Consider the following 17,357-nt stretch of genomic DNA (forward strand, 5'->3'; position numbering starts at 1 on the left):
GAAAGCTGAGACATGTTGCGCACGCTGGTCATCGCCGCCCATCCCGACGAACCCGAGATCTACGCCGGCGGCACCGCCGCCCTGCTGGCCGGGGCCGGGCACGCGGTGAAGTTCCTGACGCTCACCAACGGTGACGCCGGCCACCACGAGATGGAACGCGCCCCCCTGGCCCGCCGCCGCGCCGAGGAGGCCTGGCGCGCGGCCGACGCGCTCGGCGTGACCACGTACGAGATCTTCGACGACGTGCACGACGGTTTCCTCGAACCCACCGTGGAGCTGCGCGTGCGCGTCCTGCGCGAGATCCGCGGCTGGCGTCCCGACCTGGTGATCGCCCTGCACGCCGACGGCGGCGGCCACCCCGACAACCGCGCCGCGGGCGTGCTCGCCGGGCAGGCGGTGGAGTTCTCCACCACCCGCAACGTCGAATGCGGCAAGCCCGCCCTGGACCGGCAGCCGGTCTGCCTGCTCATGACCGACTACGTCTCCCGTCCCGTCCACCGGGACGACGTCGTCGTGGACGTCACCCCGGTGCAGGAGGCCAAGCTCGACGCCTGCCTGGCGCACGCCTCCCAGTTCCTGGAGTACTCGCCCTTCCAGCGCGGGCTGCTGGCCAAGGTGCCCGACCCCGCTGACGTGGCGGCCTGCCGTACCTTCGTGAGCGAGCACTGGGCCGAGCACGTCGGGCCGGAGACCTTCCAGCTCGCCCCCTACGGCCGGCGACCCGCAGACGGTGAGCTGCTCGACCTGCTGCCTTTCGCCACGGTACGAACCCGCTGACGGAGCGTCGGCCGGGTGCCACGGAGGATCGGGGGACCTTGAGACGTCGGGGTCATCGGCAATCTCGCCCACGGCCGCCAAGCCAACATGAGCGCATTGCGTGAGGCGGATGCCCGGCTCGAGGAGGGCCGGTAGCAGCGCGAGCGGTTCGTCGCGCAGCGCGAGCGGTTCGTCGCGCAGCGCGAGCGGTTCGTCGCGGCCCGGGAGATTCACGACATCGTCGCTCATTCGCTCACCGTCGTGATCGTGCAGGCCGACGGCGCCGCGTACGCCGCCGAGCACGCGCGGCCCTGGGATCGCGGGGACGCGGGGAAGGTCCTCGCCGCGATCGGGCGGGCCGCCCGGTCGGCTCTCGGCGAGGTGCGCGGCGTCATCGACGTTCTTCGTGATGCCGATGAGGGACCGGACCAGGTGCACGGGGCCGGGCTGGGAATCGCCGAGCTGCGGCAGCTCGTGGACTCGGTACGGGCGGCGGGACTTGACGTGAAGACGGACCAGATCCGTCGACGAGCCAGCCCAAGCCCCTCCACCGTCACGACTGCCCGCCCGTCCACGCCCGGACCCGGCCTCAACCAGGCTGATCGAAGTACGCTCTACCACGACGTTATGCCGTCCTCCTGACCGCCGCATCAAACGATCACTGAGAACCGCCGGAAGCCGCACCCGCCCGGCCGAGGCTGCGGCGGACTCCGCATGTCCGGCGACCGATGGGGTCCATCCGTAGCTGCCCCTACAGTTGCTCGGTTTGGTGCGTATCCGCCTTGCCCGTTGCGGCCCCGCTCGGCGGACGCTGGCTGTGCTCGCCCTCGTGGTCCCGGCGCCAGAGCCAGGCTCGCTTGTGGCGTTCGACAGGAGTGGTGGCCGGATCCCGTTGCCGCACGGCACGGGCCTGGTCCCGGCCGTCGCTGGGCGACGTTGGATTGGGCATCTGCACTCCATTGGTGAGGGGTGGGCGGAATGCGGGGGTGATCACCGTCCTGACCGAGAAGGGGCAGGTCTCAAACGCGCAGATCTCGGTGCAGGCGCGCGACTCGGCCAGGTTTCGACGAGCTTTGCATTCGACATCCGGTTTTATGAAACATGTACTTTTTGACCGATTCGTGGCTATGCCCGGATTTCACGTTGCGATACCCCTGAACATCTCGTCATGACAGGGCGGCTGGGATACTCTGAGGATCCCTCACCGAGAGGCTCGCGGCAATTTTCTCCGGAAGTATATCTATTCTATTCCGAGAGATATATTTAGAACCCCTCGGCGAGGATTACCCCTTGTCGTTCGAGGGAAGAGGCAGCATGGTGGATCGGATCAGTAACGTTGTGCGACATCGCCTGCTGGCCGCCGAGCTGCGAAGGATGCGCACCGAAGCACACCTTTCCGGTCCACTCGTGGCCAAGGATCTTGGAATGTCACCCGCGAAGTTCTCGCGCCTCGAATCCGCGAGCGTCAAACCCTCAGCGACGGATATCCAGGCACTCCTGAACTACTACGGCGTTCCCGCGGCGAAGCAGGGCGGGTATCTCACGCTTGCCCGCCAATCGAGCGAGTACGGCTGGTGGGACAACCACGCCAAGATGCTCCCGGCGCCGTTCGTGAACTACATCGGCCTTGAGCACGAGGCCAAGGTGATGATCAACTGGGAAACTCTGGTCCTGCCCGGCCTGCTGCAGACCGAGTCGTACATGGATGTCATCAACCGCGTCGGCCTCGAGTTCCTCAGGATGAAGCCGAGCTGGGTGAAGCTGCGCTCCACCGTACGGCTCACGCGGCAGAGCCTTCTGACGTGCCCGAATCCACTGCAGTTCATCGCCGTCATGGACGAGGCGGTCATCCATCGGGCTATTGCCACGTTGCGCAATGCCGGCGGTTCAGAACTGGTCCGCGAGCAGTTGTCCCACTTGATCTCCATGGCGAGGCTTCCCAATATAACGGTCCGAATCATTAGATTATGGGAGCCCTATTCGCTCTTCGCGCGAGCCATGGTGCTTTTGCGTTTTGGAGCGGTGGACGCTGTGCCCGGACTTGTGCACCCTGACGTAATTTTTGAGGAAAGCGTGGCGGGTGGGTCGGTAACCGACACGGAGGATGAGACTTATCAGATTGACCAGCTCCTGGACAGTCTGATTCACGTCTCACTCGACCCTCATGAGTCTCTTCGGCGACTACAGCAGCTGGCCGATGAGAATGGCAACTGACAAAAGAGATGAAAGGGAGGTACTTGTGACTTCTTTGAACTTCGCGCCGCAGTGGTTCAAGAGCAGCTTCAGTACGCCAGGAGGCGAGTGCGTAGAGGTCGCAGGCCTGCCTGGAATGCGCATGGCGGTCCGCGATTCCAAGAACCCTTCGGGGCCCGTCCTCGAGTTCTCCATGGATGAGTGGCAGGGGCTCATCAGCATCATCAAGGCAGACTCGAAGGAGTCTCACTAGCTGGGCCTGCTACCCGTAAAGGCTGTGGGGCGCTCAGACATGAGCGCCCCACAGCCTTGTCGTGCCCCGTCGCTGATGACAGGTGTCCTCCACTCCTGTCCCCCACGAGGGATTCTCGCGTACCGGCCGGCGAGTGGCGGCCCATCCGGAGGTCCGCCCGGCCCTGCCTCGCGGAGGTCGCGCCCGGCGTGCGCGCCTCGGGCGCCGATGCCCGTACAGGGCCTCTCGCTCGCAGCCTCCCCTCTGAATTAACCCGATGTATCAGATGCCCCAGAGGCGACAAATAGGGACAAAAGCACACTCGGATCACCCAGTCAGCGTTACGCGAGCGTTAAAAATCGGGGCATTGACACCGCGCAGGGTGCGCTCGTACGGTGCTCTTACCCCGCAAACATCGGGTCAATTCGCGGGAGTCCGTGCCATCCAGATAACAAGTAGATGATCGTGTGCGCCGGCGGTGCCGGGTCGTGGCGCAGCCCGTCAAGATGGGAGGTCGCGAGAGAGAGGAGCCCGGTGGCGCTCACAGACGACGCCGTCGACAGAATCCGGCAGATGATCATCACGGGCGAGGTCCGGCCCGGAGATCGGCTGCCGCCCGAGAAAGAGCTGGCCGCCCGGCTCGGCCTGTCGCGGAACTCGCTGCGGGAGGCGGTCCGCGCGCTCACCATGCTGCGCGTGCTGGAGACCCGCCGGGGCGACGGCACCTACGTGACCAGCCTGAACCCCGAACTGCTCCTGGGCACCATGAGCATGGTCGTGGACCTGCACCAGGACAGCACCATCCGGCACTTCCTGGAGGTGCGGCGCCTCCTTGAGCCCGAGGCGACCGCGATGGCCGCTCTGCACGTCGGCGCGGACCGGCTGGCGAAGCTCGCCGCGCTGCTCGCCGAGGCCGCCCAGCTCACGGCCGCCCGCCCGGTCGACCGGGCGGCGCTGCGCGCGAACGGCGAGGACTTCCACCGGCTCATCGCGCACGCGTCGGGCAACCCCGTGCTGGCGACGATCGTGGAGACGGTCTCCGGCAAGACCCTCCGCGCCCAGGCATGGTGCGGGATGACCGACGAATCCGACCTGCACCTGACTCTCACCGAACATCAGGCGATCTACGAGGCGCTGGTCGCCGGCGACACCTACCGCGCCCGGATCCGCGCTGCCGCGCACGTGGCGGGTATCGAGGACGCCGTCCTCACCGTCCGCTGACCCCCTGCTCGGACGCCCCTTTCCGACCTCTTCGCGACGCGCTCGCCGTCAGCCGCGGCGACGCGTGAGCATGCCTGCCCGCGCCCCGAACGCGGCAACCCCCCCGAAAGGACGATGACCCATGCCTACCGAACGCGGAGCCGTAGGGCGTGCTCTGCCGCCGACCGGAGACTCCGATGGCTGACCCGCTGCTCGAAGCGCGAGGCGTACGCAAGCGGTTCGACCATGTCGACGCGCTCAGAGGAGCCGACTTCACCGCTTACGCCGGTGAGATCGTCTCGCTCATCGGCGACAACGGGGCGGGCAAGAGCACCTTGGTGAAGGTGCTGTCGGGCGCGCTGCGGCCGGACAGCGGTCAGATTCTCATCAACGGCGAGCCCATCGCCTTCTCCTCGCCCAACGACGCCCAGGCGGCCGGCATCGAGACCGTGTACCAGGACCTCGCGCTGGCGCCCGCTCTCGGCCCCGCGGCCAACCTCTTCATGGGCAGGGAGAGGATGCGCCGCGGCCCGCTCGGACGGCTCGGGTTCCTCGACAAGTCCGCGATGCGCGACAGCACGATCAAGGAATTGGCCTCTCTCGGCGTACGGCTGGCCGATGTGGACGCCCCGATCTCCACGCTCTCCGGCGGCCAGCGGCAGAGCGTGGCGATCGTGCGGGCGGTCACCTGGGCCAAGCGGGTGGTCTTCATGGACGAGCCGACGGCCGCCCTCGGCGTGGTGCAGACCAGGCGCGTGCTCGACCTGATTCGCCAGGTGCGCGACTGCGGCATCGCCGTCGTTCTGATCAGCCACAGCATGCCGCAGGTGCTGGAGGTGTCCGACCGGATCGAGGTGCTCAGGCTGGGCGCCAGGGTCGCCCGGTTCACCGCGGGCGAGGCCAGGGCCGAGGACCTCGTCGCCGCCATGACCGGCCTGCTGACCCATGGGGTGCGCCTGGAGGAGACGGCATGAGCACGGCGCTGATCGAGCACGCTCCCTCCCCGTCCGCGGCACTGCGCCGCCGGCTGGTCTCCTCCCCGCTCACCTACCTGTCCGCATCGCTGGTCGCCATGATCGCGGTGTTCTCCGCAGCCGCGCCGGACGCGTTCCTGTCGGCCTACAACGTCCAGACGATGCTGACCGTCACCTCGGTGCTGCTCGTGATGTCGGTCGGCATGACCTTCGTGATCGCCACCGCGGGCATCGACCTGTCGGTCGGCTCGGTGCTGGTCTTCTCGGCGGTGATGTCGCTCAAGGTGATGACCGCGCTGGGCGGCTCCGGGTTCGGTGTCGTCCTGGCCGGGTTCGCCGTCGCCGTGGTGTCCGGCGTGGCCTGGGGCGCCCTGAACGGTTTCCTGGTGGCCAAGGCTAAGGTGCCCGCGCTGATCTCCACGCTCGGCACGATGGGCGCGGCTCTGGGCATCGCGCAGCTGGTCACCGGCGGCAACGACCTGTCCGGCGTGCCGAAGGCCCTCTATGAGAGCGTCGGCCTCGGCAAGCTCTTCGGCGTGGTGCCCTGGCTGGTCGTGATCGCGCTCGCGGTGATCGTCGCGGGAGGGGTGGTGCTGAACCAGACCAGGTTCGGCCGGTACACGCTGTTCGTCGGTTCGGGAGCCGAGGCCGCCCGCAGGTCCGGCATCAACGTGGACCGCCACCTGATCAAGGTGTACGGCCTCGCCGGTCTGCTGGCCGGTGTGGCCGGCTTCCTCGACCTGGCGCTCTTCGCCAGCGCCAACATCGCCGGCCACTCCACCGACAACCTCCAGGCCGTGGCCGCCGTGGTGCTCGGCGGGACCAGCCTGTTCGGTGGCGTCGCCACCATCGGCGGAACGGTGATCGGCGTCTTCATCCCGGCCATCCTGCAGAACGGCTTCGTGATCCTCAAGGTCCAGACCTTCTGGCAGGAGGTCGCGATCGGCGTGGTGCTCGTCCTCGCCGTCTACATCGACCAGCTCAAGCGCAAGGCACGCGAGAAGTCGTAGCGGTCTCGCCCGGCAAGAAGAACCCCGTTTCGAGAAGAGGTCATCCCAGCATGCGCGGAAAAGTCCTGCTGGCCGCCGCGGCGCTCGCGTTCGCGGCCAGCTGCTCCAGCGGCACCGCCTCCACCGCGGAAGGCGGCGCGAAGCCGTACAAGATCACTTATGTCCAGGGGATGGCGGGCAATCCGTTCTTCACCTCCCTGACCTGCGGCGCGCAGGAGCGCGCCCGCGAGCTCGGCGTCCAGTTCGACGCCCAGGGCGGCAAGGACTACAGCCCGCAGAGCCAGACCCCCATACTCAACGGCGTCATCGCGCAGAAGCCCGATGCCCTGGTCATCTCCCCGATGGCGGGCGAGGCGATGGTGCCCGCGCTGAGCAAGGCCAAGGCCGCCGGAATCAAGCTGGTCTTCGCCGACTCGGTCGCCGCCGACGAGAGCCTGGCCGTCTCCCGGATCGCCTCGGACAACTACGCGGGTGGCGTGCTGGCCGCGCGGACCCTCGCCAAGCAGGTCGGGGAGAAGGGCAAGGTCATGGTGATGGGCGCCAAGCCCGGCATCTCCACGACCGACGCCCGGCAGAAGGGGTTCGAGGAGGAGATCGTCAAGCACGCCGGGATCACCTATCTCGGCCCGCAGTACAGCGAGAGCCAGCCGGCCACCGCCACCTCCAAGTTCGCCGCCGTGCTCGCCGCCAACTCCGGCCTGGCCGGGGTGTTCGCGGTCAGCACGCAGGAGGTGGAGGGAGTCGCGACCGGCGTGCAGAACGCGGGCAAGTCGGGGAAGGTGCAGATCGTCGGCTTCGACACCTCCGACCCGATCCTGGACGACGTCAGGAACGGCGTCGTCCAGTCGCTGGTCGTCCAGCAGCCGCTGCAGATGGGCAGGGACGCCGTCGAGCAGGCCGTGGCCGCGCTGGAGGGCAGGGCGACCACCTCCGCGATCTCCACGCCGTTCGTCGTGCTCACCAAGGACAACATGGCTCAGCCCGGCATCGCGAAGTTCATCTACAAGACCACCTGCTCCTGAACTCCGAAAGGTCCTGACCATGCGGTTACTCGCCGCCGCGGCACTCGCCCTGTCCGCCTTCGCCGTCGCCCTGCCCGCCCAGGCCGCCGGCGCCTTCACCGAGAACTTCGAGGGCGGCTCGCTGCCCTCGGGCTGGCGGATCGTGTCGGGCTCGTTCGGCCGGCTCATCACCGACCGGGCGACCTTCCACAACGACGCCAGGCCGTACAACAAGGAGGGCAGGTTCTTCCTGTCCACGTTGGAGACTCCGGCGCAGACGCCGAGCGACGGCTACCGCGGCGTGGTCGTCTCCGCGCCCTTCACCGTCGTCCAGCCCGTCGTCACCATGCTGGTCGGCGGCGGCAGCGGCGCGGACACCTATGTCGCGGTCTGCGCCTACGACGAGACCAAGCCCGACGGCTGCGGGCAGGAACTCGCCGTGACCAGGGGCAACAGCGCCGAGGTCATGGCGCGGCGGCAGCTCGACGTGTCCGCGCACGTCGGCCGGCGCGTGATCGTCAAGGCCGTGGACGACTCCACCGGCGGCTGGGGCCACATCACGCTCGACGACATCCGCAACGACCTGCCCGCCACACCGGGCGAGGTGCGCGTGGCCCGCACCGCCGGTGAGACGGCGCTGAGCTGGGGCGCGGCGATCGGTGGCGGCACGTACGCGGTCTACCGCTCCACCGAGCGCGACTCGGGCTTCACCAGGCTGGGAGAGGCCGCGGAGCCGGGCTTCACCGACCGGACGGCGAGGCCGGGTACGGCCTACTTCTACGCCGTGTCCTCGGTCTCCTCGGGCGTCGAGTCCAGCAGGGTGTACGCCTATGCCCGGCCGTACAGCGACCTGCGGGCACGGGGGGAGACGGTCACCTACGCAGGGCAGAGACTCACCGACACGCGCTTCCCCGTCGGCCCGCTGGGCTCGGCCGGCATCGTGCATGACGGTACGGGCGCCAGACCCACCTGGTGGATCTTCAACAACCTCGGCCGCGGCGGCTGGCACCTCGATGCCGATTCCTATGCCAAGGGCAAACTGCCCAACAGCTTCTTCGCGGTACGCGCCAAGGCCGCGGGCGGCGAGCCGGTGGTGCGGGCGCTGCAGACGACCGGAGTCGGCGCGTTCGAGCCGGTGAAGTCGCTCACCCAGCAGGGCGAGTACCCGATCCTGAAATATCGGTACAAGGACGAATCGTTGCCGGTCAAGGTCTCCTCCGAGATCCTCAACCCGATGATCCCGGGCAACGTCAAGGACTCGGCCATCCCCACCGCGATCTACAACATCACCGTCGAGAACCCCGGCGACCGGCCCGCCGAGGTGTCGGTGCTGGCAGCGCAGCAGAACGCGGTCGGCTTCAACGGCTACGACACGATCGGCGGCGCGAACAACCGGGTCGTCGCGGGCTACGGCGCCAACCGCACCGTGGTCGACGGCGGAAGCCTGCGGATGACCGGCGCCGACGGCGCGGGCGGCATGAACCTCGCCGCGCTGGCCGGCGGCGTCACCGGCACCGCCGCCTGGAGCACGCTGGAGGCCCTGCGCGGCGACCTGGCCGACGACGGCGCGCTCAGCGGCCCCGCCGACGCGAGCGGCCCGGCGGCGAACACCACCGTCGACGGCGCCCTGGCCACCGCGGTGACGCTGAAGCCGGGCGAGTCGAAGACCATCCCCGTCGTGCTGAGCTGGCACTTCCCGAACGCGCAGAACTTCAACGGAGGCTCGGGCCGGCAGTACGAGAACTGGTGGAACAGCGCCGACGCGGTCGCCGACTACGTGAAGGGCGACCTTGAGCGGCTGGTCGGGCAGACGAAGCTCTACCACGACACCGTCTACGACTCCAACCTGCCGCAGTACGTGCTGGACCGGATCACCTCGGCGACCTCGGTGCTGCACTCCCCGACGGTGTGGTGGGCCAAGAACGGCTTCTTCGGCGCCCGCGAGGGCTGGGGCTGCTGCCCCGGCATGCCCACCCACGTCTTCCACTACGCCCAGAGCCAGGCCTGGCTGTGGCCGGAGGTCGGCCGGCGCTGGACCCAGCAGTGGCTGGACAACGCCGACGACTCGGGCAAGATCCCCATGCGCTTCGACAGCGACTCCAGCTTCACCCTCGACGGCCAGACCGGCGTGATCCTGTCGGCGTACCGGACCTACCAGACCACCGACCAGGCCTGGCTGGCCGCGAACTGGCCGAAGATCAAGCGGGCGACGGAGTACGTGGTGCGGCAGGCCGACCCCGACCGGGACGGTGTGCTGACCGGCATCCACAACACCACGCTCGACGGCGGCGAGACCGGCAACGGCTCATGGCTCGGCTCGCTGTACCTGGCCTCCGTCAACGCCTCGGCGAAGATGGCCGAGCTCGCCGGTGACGGCACGGCCAAGGCCGGCTACGACGCGATCTACGCTTCCGGCCGGGTCAAGCAGGAGCGGCAACTGTTCAACGGCGAGTACTTCCAGGAGGCCTACTCGGCGCAGGGCCACTCCTACGGCGACGGCGTGGCGATCGACATGCTGCTCGGCCAGTGGTGGTCCACTCAGCTCGGCCTCGGCGACATCTACGACTCCGCCAAGATGACGACCGCAGCCAGGAATCTGTTCCGCCACAACTTCAAGGAGCACTTCACCGGCTACAACGACAGCCACCAGTTCCGGCAGTACGTCGAGGAGACCGACGCCGGCCTGCAGATGATCAGCTGGCCGAACAGTCCCAAGCCGGGCAACAGCCCGCTCTACTACGACGAGGTCATGTCCGGCTTCGAGTACTCCGCGGCTGGTCTCATGCTCCAGCGCGGCCTGCTCGACGAGGGCCTGCGCGTGGTCAAGGCGGCCTCCGACCGCTATGACGGCCGGGCCAGGACCGAGCACATCGACAAGAGTCCCTGCTCCACCGGCGACGGCACCGGCAGCCCGTTCGGTGACGACGAGTGCGGCAAGTGGTACGGCCGGACGCTGTCGTCCTGGTCGCTGCTGACCGCGCTGCAGGGTTTCACCTTCGACGGCCCCGCCCAGAAGATGAGCTTCGCCCCGAACTGGAAGCCGCAGGACCACCGCTCCTTCTTCAGCACCGGCACCGCTTGGGGCACCTTCACTCAGAAGCGGGCGGGCCTTACCCAGGATGACCGGATCACCGTCAAGCACGGCGCCGTCACCCTGAAGACGGTCAGCGTCGCCCTGTCCCGGGCGGGAAACCCCAAGCACGTCAAGGTCCATCTGGACGGCAGGAAGCTCGGGGTGACGTCCTTCGCCGTCGACGGCGCGACCCTGACGGTCACCCTGCCGCGGGCGGTCACGTTGCGGGCCGATCCGCGCCGCGCCGCCACCGCCGAGCTCGCCGGCTCGGCCCTGCGGGTGCACGTCGTCCGCTGACAGCTCGTGCGGCCCGGACGCCTCCGCCATCTGCCCGTCGCGGAGCGTCCGGGCCGCGCGCTTGTCCCAGAAGCAGACGTACGCCTCCGTCACCGCATACGCGCCAGGTTTAATCGGTTTCCTTCCCGTGATTTCGGTCGGTACGGTCGAACGCGGCTCCCCGCATGACGCGAACCCCCGCCGCGACAATCCCGAAGCAGGACCAGGAAAGGAACCCCGTGAGCGGGACGGAACACCATCACAGCCCCGAACGTCGCGCCCTGCGCGACCGGGTGACCGCTCCATCGGCCGTCGCCCTGCCCACGGCCGGCGACGGGCTCACCTGGAGACCCGTCACCGCCGCCGACATCGGCCTGATCCTCGACCTGAAGCGTGCCTCGGGAAAGATCGATCATCCGCGCTCGCTGATGATGAGGGACGAGCTGGAGGAGGAGTTCAAGAGCGCGGTCTTCGACCCCGGGCGCGACGCGGTCATCGCCGTCGACGACGCCGGGCGGGCCGTCGCCTACGGCTCGGCCACGGCCCCGGCGAGCCAGGAGACGATCGTCTGGGTCGACCTCGACGGAACGGTCACCCCGGCCCGCCGCGGCGAGGGCATCGGCAGGGCGCTGCTGGCATGGCAGGAGGCCCGCGGGCTTCAGCATCTCGCGGCCTGTGACGCCACCCTGCCCGGGTGGCTCGCCTCGAGTGCGCACGACCACTCCACGGCTGCGATCCGGCTCCTGGAAGCGCACGGCTACGAGCGCGCCCGGTGGTGGCTGGAGCTGGAGCGCGACCTCAAGGCGCCGGTCGCCGAGCCGCCGTCCACTCCCGGAGTACGGCTGGTGCCGTACGGACAGGAGTGGCAGGAGCGGGCCAGGTCCGCGATGAACGACGCCTTCCGCGACCACTGGGGCAGCCAGCCGGTCACCGCCGCCGAATGGGCCTCCGGTGACCGCCTGGAAGCGTTCCGCCCGGACCTGTCCGTGCTCGCCGTCGCCCCCGGCACGCCCGGCTGCCACGACGGCGAACGCGTCGTCGGCCTCGTCTTCGTCGACGTGGCGCCGGAGGAGTGGCCGCTGCGCGGCGGCCCGTTCGGCTCCATCACGGCCGTCGGCGTGCGCCGGGAGGCACGAGGTCGGGGGCTGTCCCGCACCCTGCTGGCCCACGTGCTGCGGGCGCTGCGGGCCGAGGGGCTGGACCGGGCCGTGCTCGACGTCGACGCGGACAACCCCACCGGCGCCCTGGGCCTGTACCAGAGTCTCGGCTTCACCGTCACCGACCGCGCGGTCAGTCTCGTCAAGCGCTTCTGACCTTCCCAGCCCCGCGGCGCACCCGGCCGGCCGGCCATGAAGAGGAGACAGCACGGCACGTTCCACGTCGTGGACCCCGGCAGCTCACGCGGCGGCGTGTTCGAACGCCAACGAGCCGCAGGGCGCGATGGCCTCGTGCCCCGGCGTCGTACGTCACTCGGGCCCCGCGAACGCCTCCACGGCCGGGGGCCGTAGTGCGAGCCGGGCCGGCAGCATCACGGCGGGCCACGCGATCACCGCGGCCGCGATCACGATGCCGAGGTACGTCAGGGGCGGGATCGAGGGGAACACCGAGTGGCGCATCGCGTAGCTCATCCCGATCAGGGACGGCAGCGCGGCGATCGTGCCGACGGTGACCGCGCAGACCACGATGAGGGCGGCCTCCTGGCGCATCATCGACCGGACCTGGCTGGTCCGGGTGCCGACCAGGCGCAGCAGGGCGAACTCGCGTCGCCGTGAGATCGTCGCCATGACCAGCGTATTGACGACGGCGATGGCGAGATAGCCGAGCAGTATGGCGTTGAGCACGAGGCTGATCCCGCTGCCGCCCGCCTCGCCGGCCGGTGCGGCGGTGATCGCCGCGGCATCGCGCACGCTCATCGTCGGGTACGCCTCCAGCGCCGCGCGCAGATCCGCCTCCCGGTCGGAGTTGACCAGCAGCCACCGGTCGAGGTGGTCGGTGGTGTGCGCGAGGACCAGGTCGCGGGGCAGCGTGACGTCGCCGAAGCCGAGCCCGTTCTCGTAAATCGCGATCACCGTGGCCTTCACCGTGGCGCCGTCGCCGAGGTGCACGTCGACGCGGCCGCCCACGTCGACGCCGGCCGTACCGGCGACGAGGCGGCTGAGTGCGACCGCAGACCCGGTGAGACCGCGCAGGTCGCCGCGGAGCACGTCCAGGTTCATGGTGTCCGGTACGGCCGCGGGGTCGACGCCCTGCGCCGTGGAGACCCGGTACTGGATGCCGTCGCCATCAGGCCAGGTGAGGATCGTCGAGGTCCGGGCGACCGGGCTGACCGTACGGACGCCGGGAACGCTCCGAAGCTCCTGGGCCAGGCCGGGTGAGATCCCCGCGCTGCCGGAGGTGACCACGTGGTCGGCGATCACACCGCGGGCGACCTGGTCGTGCGCGGTCGCGGCGAGCGTCGTGCCGCTGAACAGCTGGGCGCACGCCATCGTCACACCCATGATCAGCGGGGTGGTGGCGGCGCTGAGCCGGCGGGCCCGCGCCCGGGAGTTGGCGACGGCGAGGAACCGGGTGACGCCGCCCGCGCGACGGCCGAGCAGCGTCGCGACGCCGCCGAACACCCTCGGTCCGAGCAGGCCGGCAGCGATCACGAGGACCAGGGCGGAGCCGGCGGCGCCCTGGACGGCCGACTCGCCGGGCAGCGCGATCGGCAGCACGATCGCGACGGCCAGGCCCGCGGGCACGAGCAGCACGCCGAGCGAGAGCCGGAACCGGCCGAGCTTCTTCGGTCCACGGCCGCGTCGCCGAGCGCCTCGACGGCACTGACGTTCGCGGCGCGCCGGGCCGCGAGCCGGCCGCCGATCCGGGCGGCGGGGACACAGATCAGCAGGGCGAACAGCACGGGCAGCGGCGTGATAACCAGCGAGAATCCGGGCGGCAGTGCGCCGGCCGCCGTGAACACGGTGTGCAGCAGCAGGGCGAGCAAGATGCCGGGGACCGCGCCGAGCGCGGCACCGATGACGCCCACGAGCACGGCCTCAGCGCCGAGCATGCGCAGCACCTGCCGGGGGGTGGCGCCGACGGCCCGCAGCAGGGCCAGCTCGCGGCGGCGCTGCTGCACCGACAGGGCCAGGGTGCCGGCGACCACGATGATCACGAGCAGGATCATGGTGGCGCCGAACGCGATGGCCACCTCGACGAGGAACGACCGCATCTGCCCGACGTCGAGTGTCTCGACGTCGCCGCGGTCGTCGCGGGTGTGGGTGACCACGCCGGGCACGGCCTTCTTGATCCGGTCGGCGAGGTCGTCCGCGTCGGTCCCCTTCGCGGCCAGCACGCCGACCGCGTCGATCTTGCCGGACGGTCCGTGGAGCCGCGTCGCCTGGCCGTCGGTGAAGAAGACCGCGGACTGCCGCTGGAGCGGGGTCGCGGGCTCGGCGACGCCGCTGACCCGGTACGACCCCGGCTTCGACCCGGTCACCAGGGTGAGCGTGTCTCCCGGGGCGACTCCGGCCCGCCGGGCGAGGTCGCCGTCGAGCACGACGTCGTCGTCCGCTCGCGGCCGGGTGCCCGAGCGCAGCGTGAACGGCGCCAGCGCCGAGGCGGACCAACCGTGCCCGTATACGGACGGGCCGCCGAGGACGGAGCCCTTCTTCAGGACGGTGATGCGGACGCTGACGTCCCCGACCGCGGAGGCGACGCCCGGGACCGCGGCGACCTTCGCGACCGTGTCGGCGGGCAGCCTGACCCGCTCGGAGAGCCGCGGGTCCGCATCGCCCTCGACGGGCATGGCCTGGTAGCCGCCCACGACCACGGCCGCCCGATGGTACCGCTCGGCCGGGACTCCCGATCTGATGCCGGTCTCCAGCAACACGCCGCAGGCGGTGATCACGGCGGAGCCGACCGCGATGGCGATCAGCACCGTCGCGAAGCCGCCCTTGCGGCCGCGAATCGTGCTCCAGGCCAGCGAGAGGTTCTGGCGTGAGAGCGTGCGGATCTTCTTCCTGGCCGCCGGCGGATCCGCCGCCTCGCCCCTGCTCTCGCGGCTCACCACTCCCCCAGCCTGGTCATCCGGTCGGCCACCTTCTCCGGTGTCGGCCCGGCGAGCTCGCCGGCCAGCCGGCCGTCGGCCAGGAAGGTCACCGAGTCCGCGTGCGAGGCGGCGACCGGGTCGTGGGTCACCATCACCACGGTCTGGCCGGTCCGATCGACGACCTCTCGCAGCAGTCGCAGGACCTGCCCGCCGGTACGTGTGTCGAGCGCGCCCGTCGGCTCGTCGGCGAAGACGACGTCGGGTCCGGTGACGAGGGCGCGAGCGATGGCCACGCGCTGCCGCTGACCGCCGGACAACTGCCCGGGGTAACGGTCGCCCATGTCGGCGAGCCCGACGTTCACCAGCTCGGCGCGTACCCGGTCGTCGGGGACCGGACCGCCGCCCAGCCGGAACGGCAGGCCCACGTTGCCGGCGACGGTGAGCGAGTCGAGCAGGTTGTACGCCTGGAAGACGAACCCGACCCGTTCCCTGCGGAACTCGGTGAGCTGCTCCTCGTGCAGGCCGGCCAGGCGGGTGCCGCCGAGGGTCACGCCGCCCTTCGTGGGCCGGTCGAGACCCGCCGAGCAGTGCAGGAACGTGCTCTTGCCCGAGCCGGAGGGACCCATGATCGCGACGAACGACCCGTGCGGCACGCCCATCGTCACGTCGTTCAAGGCTGTGACCGCATGACGACCGGAACCGTGGACCTTCGTCACCGATTCCAATGTGAGCGCGTATCCCTTCGTCACCGCACACCCTTTCCCGTCGCCGGACACGAAGCTGACCTGGGCTGCCGGCCGCGATGGGGGTGTCGCGACCTCGGGGGAAGGTCAGGCATGGCACGTCGGATCGGTGGCGGGGAGGGTTCCGGTGGCCAGGTAGGCGTTGACCTTGGCGTCCACGCGGGCGTCGCCGTACTCGCCGTGGATCCCGTGGCCGGTGGCGCCGCGCAGGGTGAGCAGGCGGGAGCCGGTCAGCGCCCGGTGCATGGCCTGGCTTCCCTGGTAGGTGGTGGCGGTGTCGCCGGTGGCCGGCACGATCAGCGCGGGGGTGGGGCCGGCGACGTGGGTGAGGCGCTCGCGGGGCTGGTTCGGCCAGAAGGCGCAGGGCCAGATGTTGTTCTTGAGGGGGCCGAAGAGGGGATGGCGCGCGCGGCTGCGCTGGACGTCGTTCCAGTAGGCGGCGGGGTCGCGTGGCGCGGCGCGGTCGCCGCAGGTGATCGCGGCGGCCGGACCGGCGAGCGGGGAGCCGGCACTTGCCGGGGGCGCGGCGGTGGCGGACACGATCGGGGCAAGGACGGGGACCAGGCGTCCGAAGGTAGGCTCACATCTCAGTTTCATGGTCGAGAACGCTATTTCGGCCGGTCAACCGGCACGATACAGGCGCCCGTACGCGCGTTGGTACAGCCTGCTGTAGTGCCCGGCGGGGTCCGGGCGAGAATAGTGATCTCCAAACCGGCGTCGTGAGGAGGTGCGCATGCGTCACCGGGCATTGGCCGGTTCGATCTACCTGCTCGGCACGCTGGCCACCGCCGTACTCACGCTGCTCGCGTCGCCGGTGCTGCTCGCGCCGCCGGCGGCGCGGCGCTGGGCGGGCTGGCACCGCCGGCGGGCCGGCAGGCTGCTCGGCGTCCCGGACGGCGGGCGGTGGCCGGGCGGGCGGCGGTGTCTCGCGTGGGCGTTCACGCACGTCGCGGTCGGGCTCCCGCTCGGGATGGCCACCCTGATCTGCCTGGGCAACATCCTGGTCGCCGTCGTGGTGATGTCCTTGTGGTGGGTCTTTCCCGTCGACGAACGTCCCAGCCTGTTCGCCTTTCTCGACGTCCATGTGGGCGATTGGATGACCGCGCTGGCCGGGAGCTCCGTTCAGATCGCCGTCCTCAGTGGGGCGGCCTTGTGGGTGCTCCCGGTGCTGGCGCGCCTGCACGCGCGCTTGTCCCTCGCGGTACTCGCGCCGTCGGCCCGCGAGCGGCTCACCGAGCGGGTCGACGTCCTGACCAGGAGCCGGGTCGGCGTGGTCGACGCCCACGGCACGGAGCTTCAGCGAATCGAACGCGATCTGCACGACGGGACGCAGGCGCGCCTGGTGACCATCGCCATGCAGGTGGGCCTGGCCCGGGAGTCGCTCGCCGATGATCCGGAAGCGGTGGCGAGGCTGCTTGAGCAGGCGCACGAGACGACGGAGGAGGCGATGGCCGAACTCCGCGCCGTGCTGCAGACGATCTACCCGCCGATCCTCGCCGACCGCGGGCTCGACGGGGCGCTGACGGCGCTGGCCGCCCGGTCGAACGTACCGGTTCACTTCGAGCTCGCCGATCTGGGCGCGCTCTCGGCGAGCGTGGAGGCGGTGGCCTACTACGTGATCGCCGAGGCGCTGACGAACGTGACCAAGCACGCCGCCGCCACACGGGCGACCCTGCGGGTCGAGCGTACCGCCGACGTGCTGTCCATCGAGGTCACCGACGACGGCGGCGGCGGCGCCGACGAGAGGCGCGGCAGCGGGATCGCCGGGATACGCCGGCGGGTCGCCGCCCTGGACGGCTCCGTCCGCCTCGACAGCCCGCCGGGCGGGCCCACCACGCTCGCCGTCCAGGTGCCATGCGCCCAGTGATC

The 17,357-nt window shown here is 70.1% G+C and carries 14 protein-coding genes and 1 pseudogene; 11 read left to right on the plus strand and 4 right to left on the minus strand.

Annotated features, from left to right (window positions below; genetic code table 11):
* The first annotated feature begins 12 nt into the window (after positions 1-12).
* The 10 genes and pseudogenes from ACIBI5_RS21600 to ACIBI5_RS21645 all read left to right on the plus strand — a co-directional run bounded on the left by ACIBI5_RS21600 (position 13) and on the right by ACIBI5_RS21645 (position 12,028).
* Positions 13-777 carry a PIG-L deacetylase family protein gene (locus tag ACIBI5_RS21600; protein ID WP_397249340.1) on the plus strand — a complete coding sequence of 255 codons (765 nt, stop codon included), beginning with the start codon at positions 13-15 and terminating at the stop codon, positions 775-777.
* Positions 778-981: 204 nt separating this feature from the next.
* Positions 982-1,398 (plus strand): annotated as a pseudogene (locus ACIBI5_RS21605) (histidine kinase); the annotation flags it as partial.
* Positions 1,399-2,070: 672 nt separating this feature from the next.
* Entirely contained in the window at positions 2,071-2,970 is a 900-nt protein-coding gene (locus ACIBI5_RS21610; protein WP_397249342.1) for a helix-turn-helix domain-containing protein, read from the plus strand.
* On the plus strand, positions 2,960-3,202 hold the full coding sequence (locus ACIBI5_RS21615; protein ID WP_397250312.1) for a DUF397 domain-containing protein: 243 nt from the start codon (positions 2,960-2,962) through the stop codon (positions 3,200-3,202). Before ACIBI5_RS21610 ends, ACIBI5_RS21615 begins: the two co-directional genes overlap by 11 nt.
* Positions 3,203-3,715: 513 nt before the next feature.
* Positions 3,716-4,402, plus strand: a complete 687-nt coding sequence (locus tag ACIBI5_RS21620) for a FadR/GntR family transcriptional regulator (RefSeq protein WP_397249344.1) — start codon at positions 3,716-3,718, stop codon at positions 4,400-4,402.
* Between the two features lie 176 nt (positions 4,403-4,578).
* Entirely contained in the window at positions 4,579-5,355 is a 777-nt protein-coding gene (locus ACIBI5_RS21625) for an ATP-binding cassette domain-containing protein (protein WP_397249346.1), read from the plus strand.
* Positions 5,352-6,365 (plus strand): ABC transporter permease, encoded by a 1,014-nt coding sequence (locus tag ACIBI5_RS21630; protein WP_397249348.1) that lies wholly within the window; start codon positions 5,352-5,354, stop codon positions 6,363-6,365. Before ACIBI5_RS21625 ends, ACIBI5_RS21630 begins: the two co-directional genes overlap by 4 nt.
* Positions 6,366-6,415: 50 nt before the next feature.
* Positions 6,416-7,387, plus strand: a complete 972-nt coding sequence (locus ACIBI5_RS21635) for an ABC transporter substrate-binding protein (protein ID WP_397249350.1) — start codon at positions 6,416-6,418, stop codon at positions 7,385-7,387.
* A 19-nt stretch (positions 7,388-7,406) separates the two neighbouring features.
* Complete coding sequence (locus ACIBI5_RS21640) at positions 7,407-10,736, plus strand: GH116 family glycosyl-hydrolase (protein ID WP_397249352.1); 3,330 nt, start codon at positions 7,407-7,409, stop codon at positions 10,734-10,736.
* A 218-nt stretch (positions 10,737-10,954) separates the two neighbouring features.
* Positions 10,955-12,028, plus strand: a complete 1,074-nt coding sequence (locus tag ACIBI5_RS21645) for a GNAT family N-acetyltransferase (RefSeq protein ID WP_397249354.1) — start codon at positions 10,955-10,957, stop codon at positions 12,026-12,028.
* A 153-nt stretch (positions 12,029-12,181) separates the two neighbouring features.
* On the opposite strand, the gene ACIBI5_RS21650 is transcribed toward ACIBI5_RS21645, so the two are convergent.
* From ACIBI5_RS21650 to ACIBI5_RS21665, 4 genes are all read right to left on the minus strand, one after another.
* Complete coding sequence (locus ACIBI5_RS21650) at positions 12,182-13,465, minus strand: ABC transporter permease (RefSeq protein WP_397249356.1); 1,284 nt, start codon at positions 13,463-13,465, stop codon at positions 12,182-12,184.
* The gene (locus tag ACIBI5_RS21655) at positions 13,360-14,763 is read right to left on the minus strand and encodes an ABC transporter permease (RefSeq protein ID WP_397249358.1); all 1,404 of its coding nucleotides are present in this window, start codon (positions 14,761-14,763) and stop codon (positions 13,360-13,362) included. The genes ACIBI5_RS21650 and ACIBI5_RS21655 overlap by 106 nt, the downstream gene beginning before the upstream one ends.
* Complete coding sequence (locus ACIBI5_RS21660) at positions 14,760-15,494, minus strand: ABC transporter ATP-binding protein (RefSeq protein WP_397249360.1); 735 nt, start codon at positions 15,492-15,494, stop codon at positions 14,760-14,762. Before ACIBI5_RS21660 ends, ACIBI5_RS21655 begins: the two co-directional genes overlap by 4 nt.
* A gap of 81 nt (positions 15,495-15,575) precedes the next feature.
* The gene (locus ACIBI5_RS21665; RefSeq protein WP_397249362.1) at positions 15,576-16,085 is read right to left on the minus strand and encodes an alpha/beta hydrolase; all 510 of its coding nucleotides are present in this window, start codon (positions 16,083-16,085) and stop codon (positions 15,576-15,578) included.
* A gap of 136 nt (positions 16,086-16,221) precedes the next feature.
* Here ACIBI5_RS21665 and ACIBI5_RS21670 point away from each other — a divergent pair, with 136 nt between their 5' ends.
* Complete coding sequence (locus ACIBI5_RS21670; protein ID WP_397249364.1) at positions 16,222-17,355, plus strand: histidine kinase; 1,134 nt, start codon at positions 16,222-16,224, stop codon at positions 17,353-17,355.
* The last annotated feature ends 2 nt before the right edge of the window (positions 17,356-17,357 follow it).

Origin of the sequence: Nonomuraea sp. NPDC050540 (assembly GCF_044457485.1) — a bacterium.
GTDB lineage: Bacteria > Actinomycetota > Actinomycetes > Streptosporangiales > Streptosporangiaceae > Nonomuraea.